Source organism: Exiguobacterium sp. Leaf196 (assembly GCF_001423965.1).
Classification (GTDB): domain Bacteria; phylum Bacillota; class Bacilli; order Exiguobacteriales; family Exiguobacteriaceae; genus Exiguobacterium_A.
Map to the genome: position 1 here is coordinate 586,178 of NZ_LMPV01000006.1, position 20,818 is coordinate 606,995.

At 46.7% G+C, this 20,818-nt stretch carries 18 protein-coding genes, 1 riboswitch and 1 other annotated feature; of the genes, 5 read left to right on the forward strand and 13 right to left on the reverse strand.

Annotated features, from left to right (window positions below; all coding sequences use genetic code 11):
• Genes thpR through pepV form a run of 3 tightly spaced genes read right to left on the reverse strand, consistent with a single transcriptional unit; the run spans position 1 to position 3,133 of the window.
• Positions 1 to 519: an RNA 2',3'-cyclic phosphodiesterase gene (gene thpR, locus ASG02_RS09110; RefSeq protein WP_056062739.1), complete on the reverse strand. Its 519-nt coding sequence runs from the start codon at positions 517 to 519 to the stop codon at positions 1 to 3.
• 7 nt (positions 520 to 526) lie between these two features.
• Complete coding sequence (locus ASG02_RS09115) at positions 527 to 1,675, reverse strand: MFS transporter (protein WP_056062742.1); 1,149 nt, start codon at positions 1,673 to 1,675, stop codon at positions 527 to 529.
• A gap of 60 nt (positions 1,676 to 1,735) precedes the next feature.
• Positions 1,736 to 3,133 carry a dipeptidase PepV gene (gene pepV, locus ASG02_RS09120; protein WP_056062745.1) on the reverse strand — a complete coding sequence of 466 codons (1,398 nt, stop codon included), beginning with the start codon at positions 3,131 to 3,133 and terminating at the stop codon, positions 1,736 to 1,738.
• 319 nt (positions 3,134 to 3,452) lie between these two features.
• Between pepV and ASG02_RS09125 the strand changes: the two genes are divergently transcribed.
• Positions 3,453 to 3,671, forward strand: a complete 219-nt coding sequence (locus tag ASG02_RS09125) for a DeoR family transcriptional regulator (protein WP_023469095.1) — start codon at positions 3,453 to 3,455, stop codon at positions 3,669 to 3,671.
• Positions 3,672 to 3,779: 108 nt separating this feature from the next.
• A complete protein-coding gene (locus ASG02_RS09130; RefSeq protein ID WP_035406145.1) occupies positions 3,780 to 4,412 on the forward strand; it encodes an SDR family oxidoreductase in 633 nt (210 codons plus the stop codon).
• Positions 4,413 to 4,472: 60 nt separating this feature from the next.
• On the opposite strand, the gene ASG02_RS09135 is transcribed toward ASG02_RS09130, so the two are convergent.
• Positions 4,473 to 5,192 carry a pseudouridine synthase gene (locus tag ASG02_RS09135; RefSeq protein ID WP_056062750.1) on the reverse strand — a complete coding sequence of 240 codons (720 nt, stop codon included), beginning with the start codon at positions 5,190 to 5,192 and terminating at the stop codon, positions 4,473 to 4,475.
• On the reverse strand, positions 5,179 to 6,843 hold the full coding sequence (locus ASG02_RS09140) for a polysaccharide biosynthesis protein (protein ID WP_056062752.1): 1,665 nt from the start codon (positions 6,841 to 6,843) through the stop codon (positions 5,179 to 5,181). The genes ASG02_RS09135 and ASG02_RS09140 overlap by 14 nt, the downstream gene beginning before the upstream one ends.
• A 191-nt stretch (positions 6,844 to 7,034) precedes the next feature.
• On the opposite strand from ASG02_RS09140, the gene ASG02_RS09145 reads away from it, so the two are divergent.
• Positions 7,035 to 8,306: an NAD(P)/FAD-dependent oxidoreductase gene (locus ASG02_RS09145; protein WP_035406136.1), complete on the forward strand. Its 1,272-nt coding sequence runs from the start codon at positions 7,035 to 7,037 to the stop codon at positions 8,304 to 8,306.
• A 57-nt stretch (positions 8,307 to 8,363) separates the two neighbouring features.
• Here the strand turns inward: ASG02_RS09145 and ASG02_RS09150 are convergent, their stop codons facing one another.
• The 5 genes from ASG02_RS09150 to ASG02_RS09170 all read right to left on the reverse strand — a co-directional run bounded on the left by ASG02_RS09150 (position 8,364) and on the right by ASG02_RS09170 (position 15,317).
• A complete protein-coding gene (locus ASG02_RS09150; protein WP_035406133.1) occupies positions 8,364 to 9,341 on the reverse strand; it encodes a hypothetical protein in 978 nt (325 codons plus the stop codon).
• A 131-nt stretch (positions 9,342 to 9,472) separates the two neighbouring features.
• Entirely contained in the window at positions 9,473 to 11,878 is a 2,406-nt protein-coding gene (gene leuS, locus ASG02_RS09155; RefSeq protein ID WP_056062755.1) for a leucine--tRNA ligase, read from the reverse strand.
• A gap of 46 nt (positions 11,879 to 11,924) precedes the next feature.
• Positions 11,925 to 12,147: a binding site (T-box leader), on the reverse strand.
• 38 nt (positions 12,148 to 12,185) lie between these two features.
• Entirely contained in the window at positions 12,186 to 12,830 is a 645-nt protein-coding gene (locus ASG02_RS09160; RefSeq protein WP_035406128.1) for an HAD family phosphatase, read from the reverse strand.
• A gap of 90 nt (positions 12,831 to 12,920) precedes the next feature.
• Positions 12,921 to 13,955, reverse strand: a complete 1,035-nt coding sequence (locus ASG02_RS09165) for a peptidoglycan bridge formation glycyltransferase FemA/FemB family protein (RefSeq protein WP_056062759.1) — start codon at positions 13,953 to 13,955, stop codon at positions 12,921 to 12,923.
• A 183-nt stretch (positions 13,956 to 14,138) separates the two neighbouring features.
• On the reverse strand, positions 14,139 to 15,317 hold the full coding sequence (locus ASG02_RS09170) for an MFS transporter (RefSeq protein WP_056062761.1): 1,179 nt from the start codon (positions 15,315 to 15,317) through the stop codon (positions 14,139 to 14,141).
• Positions 15,318 to 15,473: 156 nt separating this feature from the next.
• Between ASG02_RS09170 and ASG02_RS09175 the strand changes: the two genes are divergently transcribed.
• Positions 15,474 to 16,070, forward strand: a complete 597-nt coding sequence (locus tag ASG02_RS09175) for a class I SAM-dependent methyltransferase (protein ID WP_255344364.1) — start codon at positions 15,474 to 15,476, stop codon at positions 16,068 to 16,070.
• A 50-nt stretch (positions 16,071 to 16,120) separates the two neighbouring features.
• Here the strand turns inward: ASG02_RS09175 and ASG02_RS09180 are convergent, their stop codons facing one another.
• The 3 genes from ASG02_RS09180 to metK all read right to left on the reverse strand — a co-directional run bounded on the left by ASG02_RS09180 (position 16,121) and on the right by metK (position 18,738).
• Complete coding sequence (locus ASG02_RS09180) at positions 16,121 to 16,825, reverse strand: serine aminopeptidase domain-containing protein (RefSeq protein ID WP_035406117.1); 705 nt, start codon at positions 16,823 to 16,825, stop codon at positions 16,121 to 16,123.
• A 78-nt stretch (positions 16,826 to 16,903) separates the two neighbouring features.
• Positions 16,904 to 17,392 (reverse strand): GNAT family N-acetyltransferase, encoded by a 489-nt coding sequence (locus ASG02_RS09185; RefSeq protein WP_035406114.1) that lies wholly within the window; start codon positions 17,390 to 17,392, stop codon positions 16,904 to 16,906.
• Between the two features lie 137 nt (positions 17,393 to 17,529).
• Complete coding sequence (metK, locus tag ASG02_RS09190; protein ID WP_023469108.1) at positions 17,530 to 18,738, reverse strand: methionine adenosyltransferase; 1,209 nt, start codon at positions 18,736 to 18,738, stop codon at positions 17,530 to 17,532.
• Between the two features lie 128 nt (positions 18,739 to 18,866).
• A riboswitch (SAM riboswitch) is annotated at positions 18,867 to 18,993 on the reverse strand.
• Positions 18,994 to 19,227: 234 nt separating this feature from the next.
• Here metK and pckA point away from each other — a divergent pair.
• Positions 19,228 to 20,796 (forward strand): phosphoenolpyruvate carboxykinase (ATP), encoded by a 1,569-nt coding sequence (pckA, locus tag ASG02_RS09195; RefSeq protein ID WP_197026209.1) that lies wholly within the window; start codon positions 19,228 to 19,230, stop codon positions 20,794 to 20,796.
• The last annotated feature ends 22 nt before the right edge of the window (positions 20,797 to 20,818 follow it).

Consider the following 20,818-nt stretch of genomic DNA (forward strand, 5'->3'; position numbering starts at 1 on the left):
TCATTCCTCTTTACCTAGATGAATCCGGTAAACCGGTTCATATCGCGGCGAAACGCCTGGTCGTACTTCAAACAGAATAAGTTCACGAACAGTCCATTCCACCGGTTGTATCGGATTCGTCGTCCATTCTTCCGCCTCCGTGCGCCACTTCTTCGCGATCGTGACATGCGGAACGAATGGTTTAGTCGCACTTGGATCAATCAGACGCACTAATCGAAACAATTCCTCTGCTTCTGTTCCGAATCCGACGACACGTGGTCGCTCGCTTTGTCCAAAGGTAATTAGACGATCTAATCGAAGTACGAAAGGTTCGATCGTGCGCGCAATCTCCTGCAGTTGCTGTTTCCACGATCGTTGTTCTTTTTCATCCAATGGACCAAAAAAACGAAGCGTCAAATGGTACTCTTCTAACGTATAGACATTTCGAAAGTAATCAGATAGAGATAAACGATTAGCGATATTTGCTAAATCTTCAGAAGGAATCGGTAAGGCAACGAAAAAGTGTCGTTCCTGTCTCATCGTATCTTCACTCCTTCATTCGACCACTGACACTGTACAGGACGGCACCAAGAATACTGCTAATTGTATATACCCAAAAGACGGTATAGATTGTACTTTGGTCTAGCACAAACCCACTCATCAAGTTAAACAGCGCTGTCGCTAGCCCTGTCGTCGTTGCCATATATGTACTGACAGCTGTTGCGACCATCGTCTCTGGAACGAGTGACCGAACATAGTCTAATGCAACAGGGATCAACAATCCGACGATCATTCCTTGCATCGCAGACAATACCCAAAGCATGACGATCGGAAGCTCTAATGCGATCATCGCCGTACGAGCAGCTGACAGCAAGGAAATGAAGACAAGAACTGGAATCGCTCCGAATCGTAACAATAAACGCGAAGCGATGCGCATGAACGGGATTTCGCACAGAACGGCGACGAAGAACAAGGTCCCGACGAGCGCGGTTGTCTCTCCACGAATCGTGACGTAGCTGCCAAAGTAATAGTTATTGGCGAAGATCGGTCCGAAGATCAAACTCCCTCCCGCTAAGAATAATAAGAAACGTCGATTCGAAAAAAGTTGTTTCAACGGTACCTGTTGTTGATGTGAAATGTGTACGCTCCCCGTTTCTTCAATACCGATCAACACAAGAAAACCAAGAACCCACGCTGCACCGGTCGCATAAAAAATCAGACCAAGTCCACCCTCCTCAGTGATTTGTCCAAGGATGAAGACGGCTAAAGCAAAACCAGCTGATCCAAAAAGACGCAAAGCGCCATAATCTACCTTACGTTTTCGTGTATATTCGATCGCTAATGTATCAACGAGTGGAATATGCGCACACTGGAATAATGCCCAGACACATGAAATCAATAGTAAAAGTAGATAAGCGGACGTCAGTAAGTAACTTAATGTAAATACTCCAGCGGCGAGCATGGCAACGAGTAAGAGACGTTTCGGCTTTCCGAGTCGATCTGCCGCGATGCCCCAAACGGGCTGTAAGAAAATAGAGAGAATCGGTCCGATCGCAACGATTGTACCAATCTCTGAAGCGGACAGACCGAACGCATCGCTTGAAAAATAAAGCGCAAGATACGGAATGAGTGCACCTTGTCCAAAGAAAATAAAGAAATATAACGCTTGGAAATGATAAGTTTGACGATTTTTCACACGGAACTTCCTTTCAAGAAGCAATCCCCCCATCTTCACGATGCGGGGGATCATCAGTCATTATTTTGCGAGTTCATAAATTGCTTCTGCATAAATCGCGACAGCAAGCAAGAGTTCTTCAAAATCAACATATTCATCGACTTGGTGGGCGACTTCAGGACCACCTGGGAAGACTGGTCCAAATGCAACCCCTGCCGTTAACGAACGTGCATATGTACCACCACCGATAGCAATCAGATCAGCTGGTTGGTTCGTATGACGTTCATACACGGCACTCAGTGTCTGAATCAATTCATGATCCGGATCGACATGGTGTGGTGTCATATGTGTTCGAGTCTGTAACTCGAAGCCATATCCCGCTGCCGCTTCCTTGATGATTTGCAAGCGTTCCGTGAAGTCTGCTGAATAAGGATAACGGATGTTGATCGACGCTGTTCCTTGCTCTTCTGCATACCGGAATACACCACCGTTGATCGTTAAGTCACCTGTCTCGTCTGAAGCAGCGACACCAATCGCTACACCGCGAGAATCACGGAACATGTGCGTGACAAGCTGAATATAACGACGACCGTTATAATCCAAGTGAAGCGTATTGAGAAAACGTGCTAAATGTAAGGCAGCATTTTTACCGTTATCCGGCTCCATCGCATGGGCTGCGACACCGTTCACATCAAGAACAAGACCTTCCGTTTCTTGCTTGACCGTCCCAGACAAGCCTTGTTCTTCAAGATACGTATGGAAATCCGTTTCAAGCGTCCCCAATTCGACGACACGAAGAAGTGCTTGGGCATGACCCGGAACCATGTTCGGACGTTCGCCGCCTTCAAAACGAACGAGATGGTAGCCTGTATCAGATGCTTGCGCTGGTTTCCCTTGCATCAATAACCCATCATACAGTCCTTTTTCCGCATTGATGATCGGGAAGTCGGCATCTGGTGCAAAGCCGAGAGTCGGCATTTCTTCATGTTTGAAGTAATGATTCACACAACGCCAGTCACTCTCTTCATCTCCTCCAGCAATCAAACGAATACGTTTTGAGAGCGGTAATCCGAGTTCTTTGACGATCTTCAAGGCATAATAAGCTGCCATCGTCGGTCCTTTATCATCGATTGCACCGCGCGCATACAGTTTCCCATCGACAAGCGTTGGGTTAAATGGACCGTATGTCCAGTGATCGCCACCAGCTGGTACGACGTCTAAGTGACAAAGAATACCGAGTAACTCTTCCCCTTGACCATATTCCAAATGTCCGGCGTATCCATCAACATTTTTTGTCTTGAATCCGTCTCGTTCCCCTGTCGCGAGCATCCAATCAAGGGCTCGTTTGACTTCTTGACCAAACGGTGCACCTTCTTCGATTGTTGATTCATCAAGTATACTCGGAATCCGCAGTAGTTCTTTTAAATCCTCTAATAAGTCCTCGCGACGCGCGAGTACTTCTTCTTTCCAATTCACCATCTGATTTCGCTCCTTCATTCTGGGTTGAATTCGTTTCCTATACACCTTTCTAGTATAGCGAATATTCGTTCAGATACGAACATCCAAATTCTGTTTTCTTTTTTATTTGTTTAAATAACGAACATTAAACGATATTAAAACTCCAACTATCGACTTTACAATCTGTTTGAATATGTTTTTTATGCAAACGTTCGGTTAAATCACTTGCAATTTAACATCAAAACGTTATACTAAAGGCGAAACAACTGGATATTGCATTGTCTTTTGTCACCCGAAGCTTTAGAACACTATTCTATCCATTGGGGGAGTGGTTATACCAATGAAAGATTCTACAGACCGTATGTTGACCCGGATTAAATCGATTTATCTCTACATCCAAGAGAACGGAGCTACTACGACAGCAGAGTTGGTTGAAGAGTTTGGCATCACTTCAAGGACCGTTCAGCGGGATTTGAACGTGCTCGAATACAACAATCTCATTGTGAGCCCTCGACGCGGTACATGGACGTCGAGCAAGAAACAAAAGCAAGCGGGTTGATCCACTGTTTCACTATGTATATCTTTCGATGACGCGATTCTTCGCGTCTTTTTTTGTTATCTTTTTTAAAACGTGGGGTATAGCTATTGGGAGAAGGAGTTGAGAAGAATGAATATTTTAATCATTGGAGCAAACGGAACGACCGGACGCAAGATGGTCGAATTGATCGCTAAACAAGGTGATCATCAAGCAATCGCGGTCGTACGAGAAGAAAATCAAATCAACGATTTGATTGCACTCGGTGCATCTGAAGTCAGACTTGGGGATTTGACGAAGGATGTCAGTGGTGTCATCAGTAATGCGGACGTCGTCATCTTTGCAGCGGGTGCTGGTGGCGCATCAGACGAATTGACGCGCGCCGTCGATCAAGAAGGCGCAATTAAAGTCATCGATGCAGCAAAAGCCAACGGTATCGATCGTTTCCTGATGCTCAGTTCAGTAGGTACCGAAGAACCAAAAGGTGAATTGAAAGTATATCTCGAATCTAAAGCAACAGCAGACGCACACCTCCAGGAAAGCGGACTCAATTATACGATCGTACGTCCTGGTCCACTCAGCTACGACGACCCGGCAGGCACTGTCGAAACGAAAGAGCATTTCGATTCATACGAAGATCGTAAGGTGTCGCGTGATGATATCGCAGCATTATTCGTTCACTTGATCGATCATCCGACACAATCTCGTGTATTCGAAGTACTCAGTGGTCCTTATCCAATCGCAGAAGCATTGCGTAATCAATAATCGAAACCCATAACAAAAGGCGATGGAATGTACGCTCATTCCACCGCCTTTTCGTTTTGCTTATTCAGGTTGCCACTCAAACAAAGACAGTTCCGCTGGCGTCAGTTCACGATAATCTCCGAGCGCAAGTGCCGGATCAAGTTCCAAGCGCCCAATCGAGCGGCGCTTTAAAAAAGTGACCTCTTTCCCGAGCGCAAGCATCATCCGTTTGACTTGATGGAACTTCCCTTCCGTGATCGTCAATTCAAGCGTCGAGTCCGTTTCTGTCGTCGATAAGATGACAAGTTTTCCCGGCTTTGCTCGGTAGCCGTCTTCTAACGTGACGCCTGCCGCAACCGCTTCGATGTCTTCTTGCGTCAAGACACCTGTCACTTCTGCGTAATACGTTTTTTCGACGTGTTTCTTTGGAGACATTAAAGCGTGATTAAACGACCCATCATTCGTCAACAGCAATAGACCCTCTGTATCTTTATCGAGTCGTCCGACCGGGAACGGTTTGAAATACGTCACGTCTTCAAACAACAGATCAATGACGGTCTCATCTCGTTTATCTTCTGTTGCACTAATGACACCCGGTGGTTTATTCATCATCAAGTAGATGTATTTTTGATACGTAACCGGTTCCCCATACATCAGAACCTGTTGCGTCTCGACATCGACATGTTGTTTCGGATCACGCACGATCTCTCCATCGACTTGAATCGCCCCTGCCTTCAGCAGCAGCTTCACTTCTTTTCGGGAGCCTGCTCCCATGTTGGATAACAATTTATCTAGACGCATGACCTCGTCCTCGTTTCAATGAAATTTTACGTCCTAATACGACTTCTGCTAAGCCACTCCAAATCGAGAGTCCTGCAAAAATCACGATTCCGACTGCTGCCCCTACGATCAGAATCAATAGAGACGCCCATGTCGTCTCTGGCAAGATGGATACCGTTCCCCACTTGACGAGCGCGACACCCGCTCCCATCAAGGCGCTGATGATCAAGATCAACGACGTCCGGCGTAAGACCGTACTGAATGGGAACTTCACCGTTTGTGTGATCCGGAAGAACATCAAACCGGTCGCAACGAGATAGCCGATGATCGTCGCATATCCAGCACCTGTTCCATCACCCGTCAAATGAATCAACGGTGCATTCAAGAGATACTTCGCAAGTAATCCAGCAAGTGTTGCGATGATCGTAAAGTACTGACGGTTAATCCCTTGAAGGACCGCTGCCGTGACTGAATAAAGGGCAAGGAACAAGGCACTTGGTGCATAACTCAACAGATAGACCCATGCTGCCTGATCTTTCGGGAACAGGACGTGGAACGTTTCTTCACTGAGGAGAATCATACCGACGACAGCTGGAATCGTAATAAAGAATACGAGTTGATAGATCTGTGAAATTTGAGCCCGTACCTTTCGCATATCCCCCTGCGTAAATGAGGCTGTCAATAGTGGCGTCGCAGACAAAGATAAGCCCGTTGCGACAGAGACCGGAATCAAGACGATCTTATGACTATCCGCAATCAGATAGGCCGTCGCATTTCCAGCAGCTTCGAGTGTATAACCGATACTTTGTAACGCGGCATTCATCGTGTTCTGATCGATGACTTGATAAAGCGGCGTCGAAACTCCAACCATGACGATTGGAATCGCATATGCTAACAACTCTTTATACAAATCCGTTAACGGGCGATCCGGCGAACGGACGGTTTGTGTAGCGCGTAGTTCCTGTAAACCACTGGCACGCTTGCGGAAGTAATAAATCAGCACGGCTATACTTCCAATTGCGCCAATAAAGGCGCTAAATGTTGCAATCGTCGCTGCCCATGCAACCCCAGAATCAAATAAATAGATGGCGATGCTGACTCCTGCAAGCAAGAAGATGATCCGAACGATTTGTTCTAGGATTTGCGAAATCGCAGTTGGACCCATCGATTGATATCCTTGGAAATATCCACGCGTCATACTCATCGGTGGAATCAAGAGTAACGCAAAACTAACCCCTCGAATCGTCATCGTGACGGCATCGACGTATGAGGCTGAATCGACGTCACCGCCCGGAATGGCCCGGTGCGCTAAATACGGTGCAAGGAAGAATAAGGCAAGAAAAGAAACAACCCCGGTCAAGGACATGATCTTTAGACCAGATCGATACAATCGTTCACTCGTATCATATTCTCCTAACGCATTGTATTTGGCGACGAATTTTGAGACGGCAACAGGAATCCCCGCTGTCGCGACACCAATCATGATCGTGTAATAGTTATAGGCATACGTATAAAACATGATACCTGTCGCACCGACCATGAACTGAAACGGAAAGAGATAAATCAAACCCAGTGCGCGGGAAATCAGTGACGCACCGGACAGGAGCATCGTTCCACGAACGAATCCTGCATTGCCGGAAGAAGTAGACTGCTTATTACTGACTGTGGACATGGTAACATCCCTCACGCTTTCTAATTTTTAAATCGACACTCTAATCGTGACTGTCTCATTATACAAGTTCTCTCGTACACAATTGCAAATCATTATACCGCTGTCTATCTTGAATTGAAAGAGACGGTTTGTTTACAGTCGCAACTTCTGCTAAAGTGAAACAAGCAGAATTCTATGAATGAGGTGACCTTATGTACGATGTAATCGTAATCGGAGGCGGACCGAGCGGTTTGATGGCGACGCTCGCCTCTTTACAAGCCGGAGCCCGGACGCTCCTGCTCGATAAAGGAAATAAATTAGGACGAAAGCTCGCAATCTCTGGCGGCGGACGGTGTAACGTCACGAACCGAAAGCCACTCGATGAGCTCGTCCAGTCGATTCCAGGAAACGGACGTTTCCTTTATAGCGCCTTTTCTCAATTTAATAATGAATCGATCATCGATTTGTTCGAAGGATTTGGTGTCGCACTCAAAGAAGAGGATAACGGTCGGATGTTCCCGGTCTCGGATAAGGCGGCAGACGTCGTTCGTGTATTGATCGATCAAATCCGTGCACATGGCGCCGAGATTCAAACAGACGCGCAAGTCGCTACGCTCGACTTCCATCCAGATGGTTCTTTTGCAGCTGTCATCTTAGAAAACGGCATGCGTCTTGAAGCAAAAAGTTGTATCGTAGCGGTCGGCGGACAATCTGTTCCGCACACGGGTTCGACGGGTGACGGCTATCCGTGGGCTGAAAAAGCGGGTCATACGATCACGGAACTTTTCCCAACGGAAGTCCCGATTTTGTTAGGTGATACGTTCATTCATGAAAAAACATTACAAGGACTGTCGTTGCGTGACGTTGCCTTAACGGTTCACGGTAAAAAGGACAAAGCAATCAAGACACATACGGGTGATCTACTGTTCACACACTTCGGTTTAAGTGGTCCGATCGCTTTACGGTGTAGCCAATATACGATCAAAGAGCGCAAACGATCGAAAGAGACGATCGTTCATCTATCGATCGATCTCTTCCCGGATGAGTCGCTTGGTGCATTAACAGAACGCTTCCAGGCAGCACTTGCGGCAAATCCGAAGAAATCGGTTCGGAATGCCCTTCGTGGTTTTGTACCAGAACGATTGCTTGAACTCCTGTTCGCTCGAATCGGCTTTGGCGATGAAGTTTGTACACAAGTAAAGAAACAGGACTGGACGGACTTCCTGCAACAATTGAAACGATTCCCACTCAAAGCAACAGGAACGCTCGATTTCGATAAGGCCTTCGTCACTGGTGGCGGTGTCTCGATTAAAGAGATTGATCCCAAAACGATGATGTCGAAAAAGGCGGAGCGATTATTCTTCGCTGGCGAAATTCTTGATATCCATGGCTATACAGGTGGATACAATATCACAGCTGCGTTCGTGACGGGGCATTGTGCCGGTAGTCACGCTGCAGAGATGGCACGTGACACTGTCTCTTAATACAAAAAAGACCCGATTTGTCTCTGTTAATCAGAGAAATCGGGTCTTTTTTCTACATCAGTCAATCGGTGTGAACGATCGACTTGAGAATTTATCCGTGACGACTAAGGCGAACAATTCATTATCTTGTACAAAGATTCCTTTTGATCCATACACTTTCGGACTCGCTGTCTCCCCCGTAATCGTTTTCTCTTTCTGATCAATCGAATAAAGATAAAGTGCTTCTGAGTCTAACGTATAGATCCGACCTTGCCGTTCTGCAAGACCAATCGGACGGAATCTGGATTCAAATGCTTTTTTCGCATCACTTCGCATTCCGCTCGCCGCTTCGATTTTCTCTCGTTTGATGATCGACAAGTACGGTGGTTTTTGCTTTTTCTTTAAGGCACGCTTCTTCTTTTCCGAAGCATCTGGATCAATCTTGATTTTGTCCTCTTTCATTGCAAAGTAAGTCAATTCAACACGACCAATCGAGCGAATTTGATTGATTGTATAGAATTCTTTTTTCTTCGCATCATATCCAAGACCATGGAAACTGTCTCGAATCGTCGTCCCTTGTACTTTTTCGCGTTTTTCTTCACTCCAGACGCCATCTTTTCGTTTAATCGTGACTAGAATTTGATTCGACGTCAATAAAGCGACTGTCTCTCCGTCAACGAGTGTCATCCCGTCAAGACCAGACAATAAGAGTTTCCCTTCTTCCAACTGAAACGTCGCATTGATACGTTCTCCAGTTCCACTGATTTCAAAGAAACGGTAGTCCTCTGTTACGACGAGGTACGAACCTATGGAATCATCATATAACATCTGTTGAACATTTTTAATTAACGGTTCTTCTGGATTCGGAATGGCTGAAGGCGTTTTCGGTGGCACCTGTTTGACAGCTGCCTGATGCTTCGATTGCGTCTCGATTTTCGCGAACGTTTCCTGAATACGTGACAACGTCTCTGGCTTCGAGAAGACGAGCAGTATACAAAGGATCAACCCCGAAACGACAGCAAAAATCGTTGTATAGACTATATAAGATCGTTTCATTGATGATAATCGCCTTTCTTTCTCGGTTTCTGATTCAGTGTAGCAGAAGGACGTTCAAAAAAAAAGCGCACTTGCGACGGAAATGAAGAAACCCCTTCCATTCGCATCAAGTGAATGAAAGGGGTTATGGCTTAGTTCGCCACGATATTGATCAATTTTTTCGGTACGACGATGACTTTCCGAACCGTCTTGTCGCCAATCCATTCTTGTGTCTTTTCATCAGCAAAGGCAAGTGCTTCGATTTCTTCTTTTGTCGCATCGATGTTGATTTCGATTTTCGAGCGAACTTTACCGTTCACTTGAATGACGAATTCCATCGTATCGCTGACAAGTTTTGATTCATCGAATGTTGGCCATGCCGCATACGTCAATGTCTCTTCAAAGCCAAGTTGTTCCCACAGTTCTTCACCAAGGTGCGGTGCGACCGGTGTTAACAATTGAATGAATCCACGAAGGAAGTGACGCGGGAGAACCGGCTGTTTATTCGCTTCGTTGACGAAGACCATGAGTTGCGAAATCCCGGTGTTGAACTGAATGTTCGCGAAGTCTTCCGTGACCTTCTTGACGGTCTGGTGGTATGTCCGTTCGAAGTCAGCATCGACTTCCGTGACGTCTTGAATGTCTGCTGTCCGTTCGAACAAGCGCCAAACGCGATCGAGGAAACGACGCGCTCCGTCAAGACCGTTCTCAGACCAGGCAACCGATGCATCGAGTGGTCCCATGAACATTTCGTATAAACGTAACGTATCAGCACCATGCGACTTGACGATTTCATCTGGGTTGATGACGTTACCGCGAGATTTTGACATTTTCTCGTTGTTCTCTCCAAGGATCATTCCTTGGTTGTATAACTTCTGGAATGGTTCTTTTGTTGGTACGACGCCTGCATCATACAAGACTTTATGCCAGAACCGTGCATACAACAAATGGAGAACAGCATGCTCTGCCCCACCGATATAAATATCGACTGGAAGCCAGTATTTTAATTTTTCTGGATCCGCAATCGCTTCTTCATTGTGTGGATCGATGAAACGAAGGTAGTACCAGCAGCTTCCGCCCCATTGTGGCATCGTATTCGTCTCGCGACGGCCTTTCATTCCTGTTTCAGGATCTGTGTAATCCAACCAGTCTTCAGCAAGCGCAAGTGGTGATTCGCCCGTACCAGACGGTTTGATTTCTGGAATGATTGGAAGTTCAAGCGGTAATTCCTCTTGATTGAGTGTTTTCATTGAACCATCTTCCATATGAACGACTGGAATCGGCTCGCCCCAATACCGTTGACGACTGAACAACCAGTCTCGGAGTCGATACGTGATTTTTTTACGACCGACTTGGTTCGTTTCGAGTTCAGTGATCATCGTCTCGATTGCTTCTTGTTTCCCAAGTCCATCAAGCATATGCGAGTTGACGTGTTCGCCCTCTCCTGTGTAGGCTGCTTCGTCGACATTTCCACCCGCGACGACTTCAACGATCGGTAAGTCGAATTGTTTCGCGAATTCGTGGTCGCGCTCATCGTGTCCTGGAACAGCCATGATCGCACCTGTTCCGTAAGAAGCAAGGACGTAATCAGCGATCCAGATTGGAAGACGATCGCCTGAGATCGGATTGACCGCAAAAGCACCCGTGAAGACACCCGTTTTTTCCTTCGCTAAATCCGTTCGCTCGAGATCTGACTTCGTTTGGACTTGCGAAATGTACGCATCGACGGCTTCCTTGTGATCCGCTGTCGTGATGTCAGCTACGAATGGATGCTCCGGTGCAAGTACTAGATACGTCGCACCGAAGATCGTGTCCGGACGTGTCGTAAAGACCGTGACTTGTTTTTTATGTCCATCAATCGTGAAATCAATCTCAGCACCCTCAGATTTCCCGATCCAGTTGCGTTGCATCTCTTTGACAGAATCCGGCCAATCGAGATCATCCAGATCTTCAAGAAGGCGATCCGCATATTCCGTGATTTTCAAGACCCATTGACGCATCGGAACACGCACAACCGGATGATTTCCGCGTTCGGATAATCCGTCGATGACCTCTTCATTCGCAAGGACAGTTCCAAGTGCCGGGCACCAGTTGACTGCGACTTCGTCTACGAAGGCAAGTCCTTTTTCATACAACTTCGTAAAGATCCACTGCGTCCATTTGTAGTATTTTGGATCCGTTGTGTTGATTTCACGATCCCAGTCATACGAGAATCCAAGTTCTTTAAGCTGACGCTTGAACGTCTCGATGTTTTTCGCTGTGAATTCGCGTGGATCGTTTCCTGTATCGAGCGCGTATTGTTCTGCTGGTAATCCGAACGCATCCCATCCCATTGGGTGAAGGACATTGTATCCTTGCATCCGCTTCATCCGTGCGAGGATATCCGTTGCTGTGTAACCTTCCGGATGACCAACGTGGAGTCCAGCACCTGACGGATACGGGAACATATCAAGGGCATAGAACCCTTCTTTTTCTGGATCTTCTGTCGTGACGAAGGCGTTGTCTTGATCCCAACGCGCCTGCCATTTCGGTTCAATTTCGCGATGATTGTACGGCATGTCTTTTCCTCCTCTAATCTAAAAAAACCGGTCTTCCGCCCCTAAGAAAAGGGACGAAAGACCGGTTTGGCTTCCGCGGTACCACCCACGTTGTCTGTCTATGACAGACCGCTTGATTCACGGATAACGGTGTGAAAGACCGGATTCGCTACTACGACTTCACGAATCGTGCTCCCTGACGAGTTCACGGTTGTTACCGACTGGTTCGCACCTTCCACCAGCTCTCTTGACGGCACCTTTCCCCTACTACTTCAGTTCCATGCATTTGACTATCTTTTTCTAGTGTAATCTGTTTCTTCCTCAAGCGTCAACGCTTCCGTAAAATTTCCTCGATTTCTGCGTGTGATTGCGCGACATGATCCGCTTGCTCTAAGCGTTGCGTTGGCATCCGGTCATCAAGAAGCGCAATCACTTCCATGCCTGCTGCTTTCGCACCAATCATCCCGTTCGCAGCGTCTTCAATGACGAGACAGTTCTCGGGTGCGTGTCCAATCCGCTCTGCCGCAAGTCGAAAAATCGCGGGATCCGGTTTCGAACGGATGACTTCTTCTCCACTGACGTAGTGCGTGATCGGAAGCCCATAATGACGGATGACACGTTCGATTTTCTGAAGTGAACTCGAAGAAGCAATGCCGATATCGTAACCAAGAGTCGCCGCTTGTTCGATGACTTGTGTGACGCCTTTTTTTAATCCACACTCTTCCGGCTTTGCATGAATTTGAAACAAGCGATGTTCTTCCTCAAGCAACGCACTAGCTGTTTCTTTCAGCTGATGCTGGGCGACGAGTTCTTCCCACATTTCATCTCCTGTTTTTCCCATGAACGTCGCATACTGAACCGGATCAAGCGGAATCGATAACCTTTTGAACATCTGTTGATGCACTTCAAAGTAGCGAATCTCACTATCTAAGATAACCCCGTCCATATCAAAAATCAGACCGCGTTTTTTCACGATAACTCCCCCTTTATTGATCGATCCTGACTTCAGCATATCAAAAAAACGACTACACGATGTAGTCGTTTTCATACTCTCATTATCTATTTAACTAGTTGCCACCTGAATACCAGCTTGTCGATACGCCGGAAAATAATCGGAATCAGCATTTGATCCGTATCGTACGCAGAGCAAATCATATAGTGATGGCTGCAGGATGGATTTTCCTTGATGATACTCAAATAGTCGATATCCAGTGTAACGGCATTTACTCTCAAAAAGACTATCCCGTTCTTGATACCCGCCCCCAAGATGTTGTTCGACGAGTCCCCGTGCTTTTGCCTGAAGAATTGCTTCGTACTCAAGTCGCTGATTCGGGAACATCTTCGCTTCATCCCGCTTACAGCCGATCAAATGACCGTGGGCGTATTCTTTTCCAAGCAATACGAAGTATCCCCCAACCGCTTTTCCGTCGATTTCCGCCATCAGTAATAAGGGCTCACAAAGTGGGTTCGTCTCCATCAATTGCTCAAAATACGTCGCGGTAAAATAATAATGAGCCGAGGCATTCTTCCGGTCCATCGTTTCATGATACAACGCTAAAAAAACAGGTAGATCGTCCCGTGTTCCTGTTCTGACGGTTAAGGGTGAAGCAAGCGATTTACGAATCATGCTTCTCGTCTTCTTATGAAATGTCTGCATGATATCTTCAAGTGAAGGACGCAAATCAATACTCGTCGTATGACGGATGAAGGAAACTTTTGTCCAGTCCTGCATAAACCGTTCATTACCTGTTAATGGATTAAAGCGGATCATTTCCGAGACGATCGATTCTTGCTCCGCCCACCTCTCAAAGGATAAACGAGCCTGCTGGATCTCGGACGCAGTCAGTCGACCGATGATTTCCGGTCCGCCATAGCCGTACGGGGTAATGAGATCTGAATAAGGCGTATCAAAAATACGACGCTTCAAAAAAGGATAAAACAGTGTTCCTGCATGACCTTCATAAAGAAATAATACCGCTTGCTCAGACGGTCTAGCGTTGAGCGTGACGTATTGGTGACTATAGAAGATATCAAGAGGCTGTTTCTGTACGTGTGTCGTCCAAGTTGCGGCATCTGTGATGAATTGACACCTTTCCATCCGTGCACCTCCAGTCAAAAAGAAGCAACGTTCATATGACCTTTCTTTTCAAGTTCTTGATTAGAAAGTACCCGTTTCTTTGCCGAAATATTCCATATTATTAAATGTTTGTTTTATAATTTTCGAACGAATGATGTAACAAAAGACAGCTGATCTATTGTCCGCTGTCTCACAAAATAAAGCTCATGATGTGGTTTTAGGAATAGCACGAAGGAAAACAACTCCTGCTAACAGGATCAATCCAATTAAGGTCAAGAAAACTGCTGACATACCTGATAAATCGTAGATCAAACCTCCAACTGTCGGACTGATCATCCGTCCTGCTGAAGCAGCGATATTAACGTATCCTTGGAATTCTCCTTCTTTTCCGATTGGCGCAAGTCGCGCCGCCATTGCAGGAACCGCTGGCCAGATGAACATCTCACCGATTGTCAGAATGATCATCGCCACGAGGAACATCTTGAAGCCGCCTGCAAACGGAACAATTAGATAAGAGAGAAGAAAGATCCCTGTCCCGGTCATCAGTTGGCGTTTCAAATCATCTCCAAACCAACGAAGAATTGGTGTTAATAAAGGTTGTGCGAACACGATAAGCGCTCCATTGATTGTCCAAAGAATCGAGTACTCGGAAATCGTGACACCGAGCGATTTCGTATGGACAGCAAAGGTCCCTTGCCATTGCACATAAACGAACCAAAGTAAGGCATAACCGATCGAAACGAGCAACATCGTCCGTGCGGATCCGCGCGAAAGTGGTGTGCGTGTCGTTTCGATCTCGTCATGTGCCGCATGCATCCGCGCTGGCGCCTGAATCCAGGACAAACCGACAAACAAAATGATGGCAAAGACGATATAGAGAACGAGATTGGCGATGAAGATGTACTGAATCGAAAAAGCAGCAATTTGACCACTAACAGCTGTCCCGAGGGCTACACCGACGTTTTGCGCGACATAGATCGCATTAAAGGCGCGGCGTCCGCCTTCCGGCCAGATGACGCCCGTCATTGCGTAGATCGTTGGGAAAACCATCCCACCGACGAATCCAATCAATCCAAGCATCGCGACGTATCCAATATACGTCTGATGAAATAGCAACAAGCCGACGGAAGACAGGACAAGTCCGATGACACTGATGACAAGCGTTTTCTTTCCACCGAGTCGGTCAAACGCTTTTCCGCCTAAGTAGTTCCCAACGATTGCTAAGGCTGAGTTGACGAATAACGCCATTCCGGCTTTTGTCATCGACTCCCCTAAATATTCATGAATATATAATGTATTGAACGGCCATAAAAAAGAGGATCCCGTCGTATTGATGGCCATCGCAAGGACGAGGATCCAGACCGCTTTTGGTAATTTTGGCATACCTTTGGTCCTCCTATTTCATTCTCAACCTTGCCACTTTACGCAATCCCTCCCACGCCTGTCAAGCCACTTCACTTTTCGTCAATGACTCAAAAGATGGTATAATGCAGGAGGAATCATACATACGATGATCATGTATAAAGAGAAAAACAGCCCATAGGAACAGGAGTCTATGCCATGTCACTTGCCCGTGTACTACCTTATACGAAACAATTACTGGAGTCCGTCATCGAACCTGGTGACTGCGTCGTCGATATGACTGCCGGAAATGGACATGATACGCAGTTCTTAGCAGAATGCGTCGGTCCAGAAGGTAGAGTCCTTGCGTTCGACGTCCAAGCTCAAGCCATCGAGGAATCGACACGACGTCTCGACGAAGCCGGAATGTTAGAACGTGTCGATCTTTATCACGAAAGTCACATCCATGTTGGTGCGCGTCTTTCGGACGAACGACGGCCTGTTCGTGCCGGCGTCTTCAATCTCGGATACTTGCCTGGAAGTGATAAATCGATCACGACGACAGGTGAAGAGACGCTTGAAGCACTCGACGCTCTCCTCCCGGTACTTGCACCTGGTGGTCTTGTCGTCCTTGTCGTCTATCACGGTCATCTTGAAGGAAAACGGGAACGCGATGCTGTCCTAGATTACGTCACAGCCCTTGATCAGCAAGGTTATGCCGTTCTTCAGTACCGCTTCTTGAATCAACAGAATCATCCACCGTTCATCATCGCGATCGAGAAAAAAGTGCGCTGACAGTAGAAATAAAGAAGTGATGGCTTCCGCTATGGAAACCATCACTTTTTTCATTCTTCGACTAATTTAAAAAACAACAATAATTTTTCCGCAAACCGTGTATTCAACCGTTCAAAGCTGAAATGCGGGAAACCGTGTAGACGTTGTAAGTAAATCTGATCGCCACCCATTTTCCGACATACTTCGAGTGTCAGTTTGACGTCTGCGAACTGATCGTCTGGTGCATAAAAACAAGCCAAGTTTACACGAGGCAGTTTTTTTCGTTCCTCGTCATGTACGACGATCTCTTCTTCGATTTCCCGGTACTGCGCATACGTCAGTTCACCGATGCGAACGGTATCTTCCGTACTTTGACCAAACGGCAACGTACCGAGTGGCGCATCAGGACGGAAACGATCAAACGCACTCGCGAAGACTTGTTTGACACCTCCGAGTTGTTTCGACGGATGCCAATCAAACAATGGTGAAACGAACGCAAGACTTGCGACTGGTAGTTCATATTCTTGCAACAGACGATTGACGACGAGTGCCCCCATGCTACAGGCGATGATATGAATCGGTAGCTTTCGTTTTCCTGCTTCGCGTAATGCTTCTTTTAACAGTTGACCGTGCTCTTCAAACGAAATGCGACGTGGTGCGTCGACGAGTAGCACTTCATACTCTCTTTCGAGTACTCGAATCAAAGCTTCACTCGGACGGGCACGCAGTTGTAACGGATAGACTAATACGATGATTCCTGTTGGTTGTTCAACCACAAACTCACCTCTTCACTTCATACTTCCTTTTCACGATACCTTATTTCAAACGCAAACGAAACCGTCCCGAGACGGATTTCACGAGGCAACATGGCGAAGACGAACGACTGATTCCGCTTGCCCAAACACTTCTTCCGTCATCTCACTAAGTTCTTCAAAACCAAATGAGGTCAGGAATTGACGCGCTTTATAGTTACGTGCTTCCACGTAGACTTCGAGTGGGACGGCTCCTTGTCGTTCGAGTTCACGAATCAGACGTCTTCCGATTCCGTTTTGCTGATATTCCGGCAAGACGTAAAGCCGAATGATTTCCCATGTTCCTTCGACATCAACAGCATGAATGAAACCGACGATTTCCTCGTCGATGATTCCGACATAAAAATACTCTCCCCGTGCTTCTTCCGCCGTCCGGATCGCACGAACGACTTCTTCTTGCGGATACGCCTCCTGCACGAAATGCGCTTTCGAACGTTCGGAATAGATTTCTTCATACGTATCCAACCAAGATGTGATAGCAATGTCATGAATACGTCCTGCATCAGCTGGAATAGCTTCGCGTATTTCCATAATCGGACCCCCCCTTTATACTCATACAAATCGACTCATGTACTTTTACCCTTTTCTAGAAAAAACATTCGTTTCCTGCAAAGTTCCGCGGAAACAAAAAAGCCCGAAAACCCACATAGGATTTCCGGACTTTTTGATTATGCGAAACGTTTTGCTTGTTCTTCAAGAACTGCTGCTTTATCTGTTTGCTCCCATGGAAGCTCAACATCTGTACGACCGAAGTGACCGTATGCAGCTGTTTGACGATAGATCGGACGACGGAGATCAAGCATGTTGATGATTCCAGCTGGACGAAGATCGAAGTTTTCAGCAACCAATTCGACGAGTTGTGCTTCAGGAAGTTTTCCTGTGCCGAATGTATCAACTGCGATTGATACAGGGTGCGCGACACCGATTGCGTACGCAAGTTGAACTTCTGCTTTGTCTGCAAGACCTGCAGCAACGAGGTTCTTCGCGACGTAACGTGCTGCGTATGCAGCTGAACGGTCGACTTTTGTTGGATCTTTACCTGAGAATGCTCCACCGCCGTGGCGTGCGTATCCACCATACGTATCAACGATGATCTTACGACCAGTCAATCCAGCATCTCCTTGTGGTCCGCCAATGACGAAACGACCAGTTGGGTTGATGAAGAATTTCGTTGCTGCGTCGATGTATTCAGCCGGGATGACCGGTGTGATGACGTGTTCTTTCAAATCAGCTTGGATTTGCTCAAGCGTAACTTCTTCCGCATGTTGTGTCGAGATGACGATCGTATCGACACGAACCGGCTCGTTGTTCTCGTTGTATTCGACCGTGACTTGTGTTTTTCCGTCCGGACGAAGGTAGTCGAGTTGACCGTTTTTACGCACTTCTGCCAAACGGCGTGCGAGACGGTGCGAAAGCGAAATTGGAAGTGGCATGAGTTCTGGTGTTTCTTTCGTTGCGTAACCGAACATAAGACCTTGGTCTCCTGCACCGATTGCATCGATTTCTGCATCAGACATGCTACCTTCACGTGCTTCAAGCGCTTGGTCGACACCAAGAGCGATATCTGCTGATTGCTCATCGATCGATGTCAATACAGCACATGTATCCGCATCGAAACCGTATTTCGCGCGTGTGTAGCCGATTTCACGAATCGTTTCACGAACGACTTTTGGAATGTCGACGTAAGTGGATGTCGTGATCTCACCTGCAACGAGAACGAGACCTGTTGTAACAGAAGTTTCTGCCGCAACACGTGCGTTTGGATCCGCTGCAAGAATCGCATCGAGGATTGAATCCGAAATTTGGTCACAGATTTTATCTGGATGACCTTCAGTGACTGACTCCGACGTGAATAGTCGGCGATTAAGGTTTGTCATGTATGACCCTCCCAAAAAAGAATTTGACGGTGTACTCATTTCCCCTAGTTGAGTGGGACGGTAAAATGAAAAAAACCTTTCCAAGTCCAAAAAATGGTCAGGGAAAGGTTGTGCGTTCTTCCTTTACCCTCTTATCGTTCGAAGTGTTTACTTCGCTTCAGGAGAGCACCTTTTCCCTCATTAATATATGAATTAATGTAGGACGGTTGCCGGGTTTCTTCGGGCCTTGTTCCCTCCACCTGCTCAGAATAAGAGTATCCGTTACGAATTACATGATATAAAGTTGTACCTACTCTGTCAAGCAAGGTTTCAAATTCTAGTCGAAACTTTTTAAAAGAGATGTTAAACTATTAATGCTGAAAGCGTTTCCAGATAAATAGAAATCAGCACCAGAAAATGATTGCGCTCCCTTTAGTATGTCATATATAATGAATGTGTCATACTAAATGCAGTGAGCCAAAACCAACGTAGGGGAAAGGTGGGGTCAGGATGCCGATGACGGTCCTGAATATCGAAGAACTACTCAAGAAAGAGCATGTGTTCAAACAACTATCTGTTGCTGAACTTGTCGAACATGCGATTCGAAACGAAGAAGGTGTCCTTGCTGAGAACGGCGCACTATCTGTAGAAACGGGGAAATTTACAGGTCGTTCACCAAAAGATAAGTTCATCGTCCGTGATTCTTCCTGCGAGTCTCACATCGATTGGGGTCATGTTAACCAACCGATGGATGGAGACAAATTTGAACAATTGTTACAAAAGGTTCTTCGTTACATGAACGAAGCCGATCAGCTCTACTACACAGAAGCTGCTGCTGGGGCAGATACGCACTTCACCCTTCCGGTTCGTGTGCTCACACAATACGCTTGGCATAACCTGTTTGCCAAACAACTCTTTTTACGCGAGTATCCTGAAGTGGCTGCCTTCGAACCGTTCACGGTCGTCTACGCGCCACATTTCAAAGCAGATCCTACCGTTGACGGAACGAATTCCGAGACATTCATCGCCATGTCGTTTGAACACCGGATCGTCTTGATCGGCGGAACCGAATATGCGGGCGAAATCAAAAAATCGATTTTTTCCGTCATGAACTACCTCTTACCACAAGAAAATGTCCTTTCGATGCACTGTTCAGCAAACGTCGGACACGAAGGCGACGTCGCCTTGTTCTTCGGTCTATCCGGTACTGGTAAGACCACCCTGTCAGCAGACGATAGCCGTCAATTGATCGGTGACGATGAGCATGGTTGGTCGCATGACGGCGTCTTCAACATTGAAGGTGGATGTTATGCGAAGACGGTCAATCTGTCACGCGAAAAAGAACCGCAAATTTTTGATGCGATCCGTTTCGGAACTGTCCTTGAAAACGTCGTGCTCGATGAATCTCGTCATCCTGATTACGATGACACATCGTTGACAGAAAATACACGTGCTGCTTATCCGATCACAGCGATCGATAACATCGCTGTTCCATCACGGGCTGGTCATCCGAAGACGATTGTCTTCTTGACGGCTGATGCGTATGGCGTCTTGCCTCCGATCAGTAAATTGACGAAAGAACAAGCGATGTATCATTTCCTATCAGGTTATACATCAAAACTTGCTGGAACAGAGCGTGGTATCACGGAACCGGAAGCAACGTTCTCGACATGCTTCGGTTCACCATTTCTTCCACTGATACCTGAAAAGTATGCGACGATGCTCGGAGAACTGATTGATCGTCACGGTGTGACCGTTTATCTCGTCAACACAGGCTGGACAGGCGGTGCTTACGGGACAGGTAGTCGAATGAAGCTATCGTATACACGGACGATGGTCAACGCTGCCGTCAACGGAACACTTGCAGCGATTCCAACAGAAGAGCACCCAATCTTCGGACTTCATATGCCACTTGAAGTTCCTGGTGTTCCAAGTGAATTACTCAATCCGGTACGCGTCTGGTCAAATCCTGACGAATACAACACACAAGCGCGTTCGCTTGCTGAGAAATTCCAACATAATTTCCTTCGTTTCGAAAGTGCGACGGATGCGATCAAGTCAGCAGGTCCATGTCTATAAAAAAAAGAGCCTCAGGGCTCTT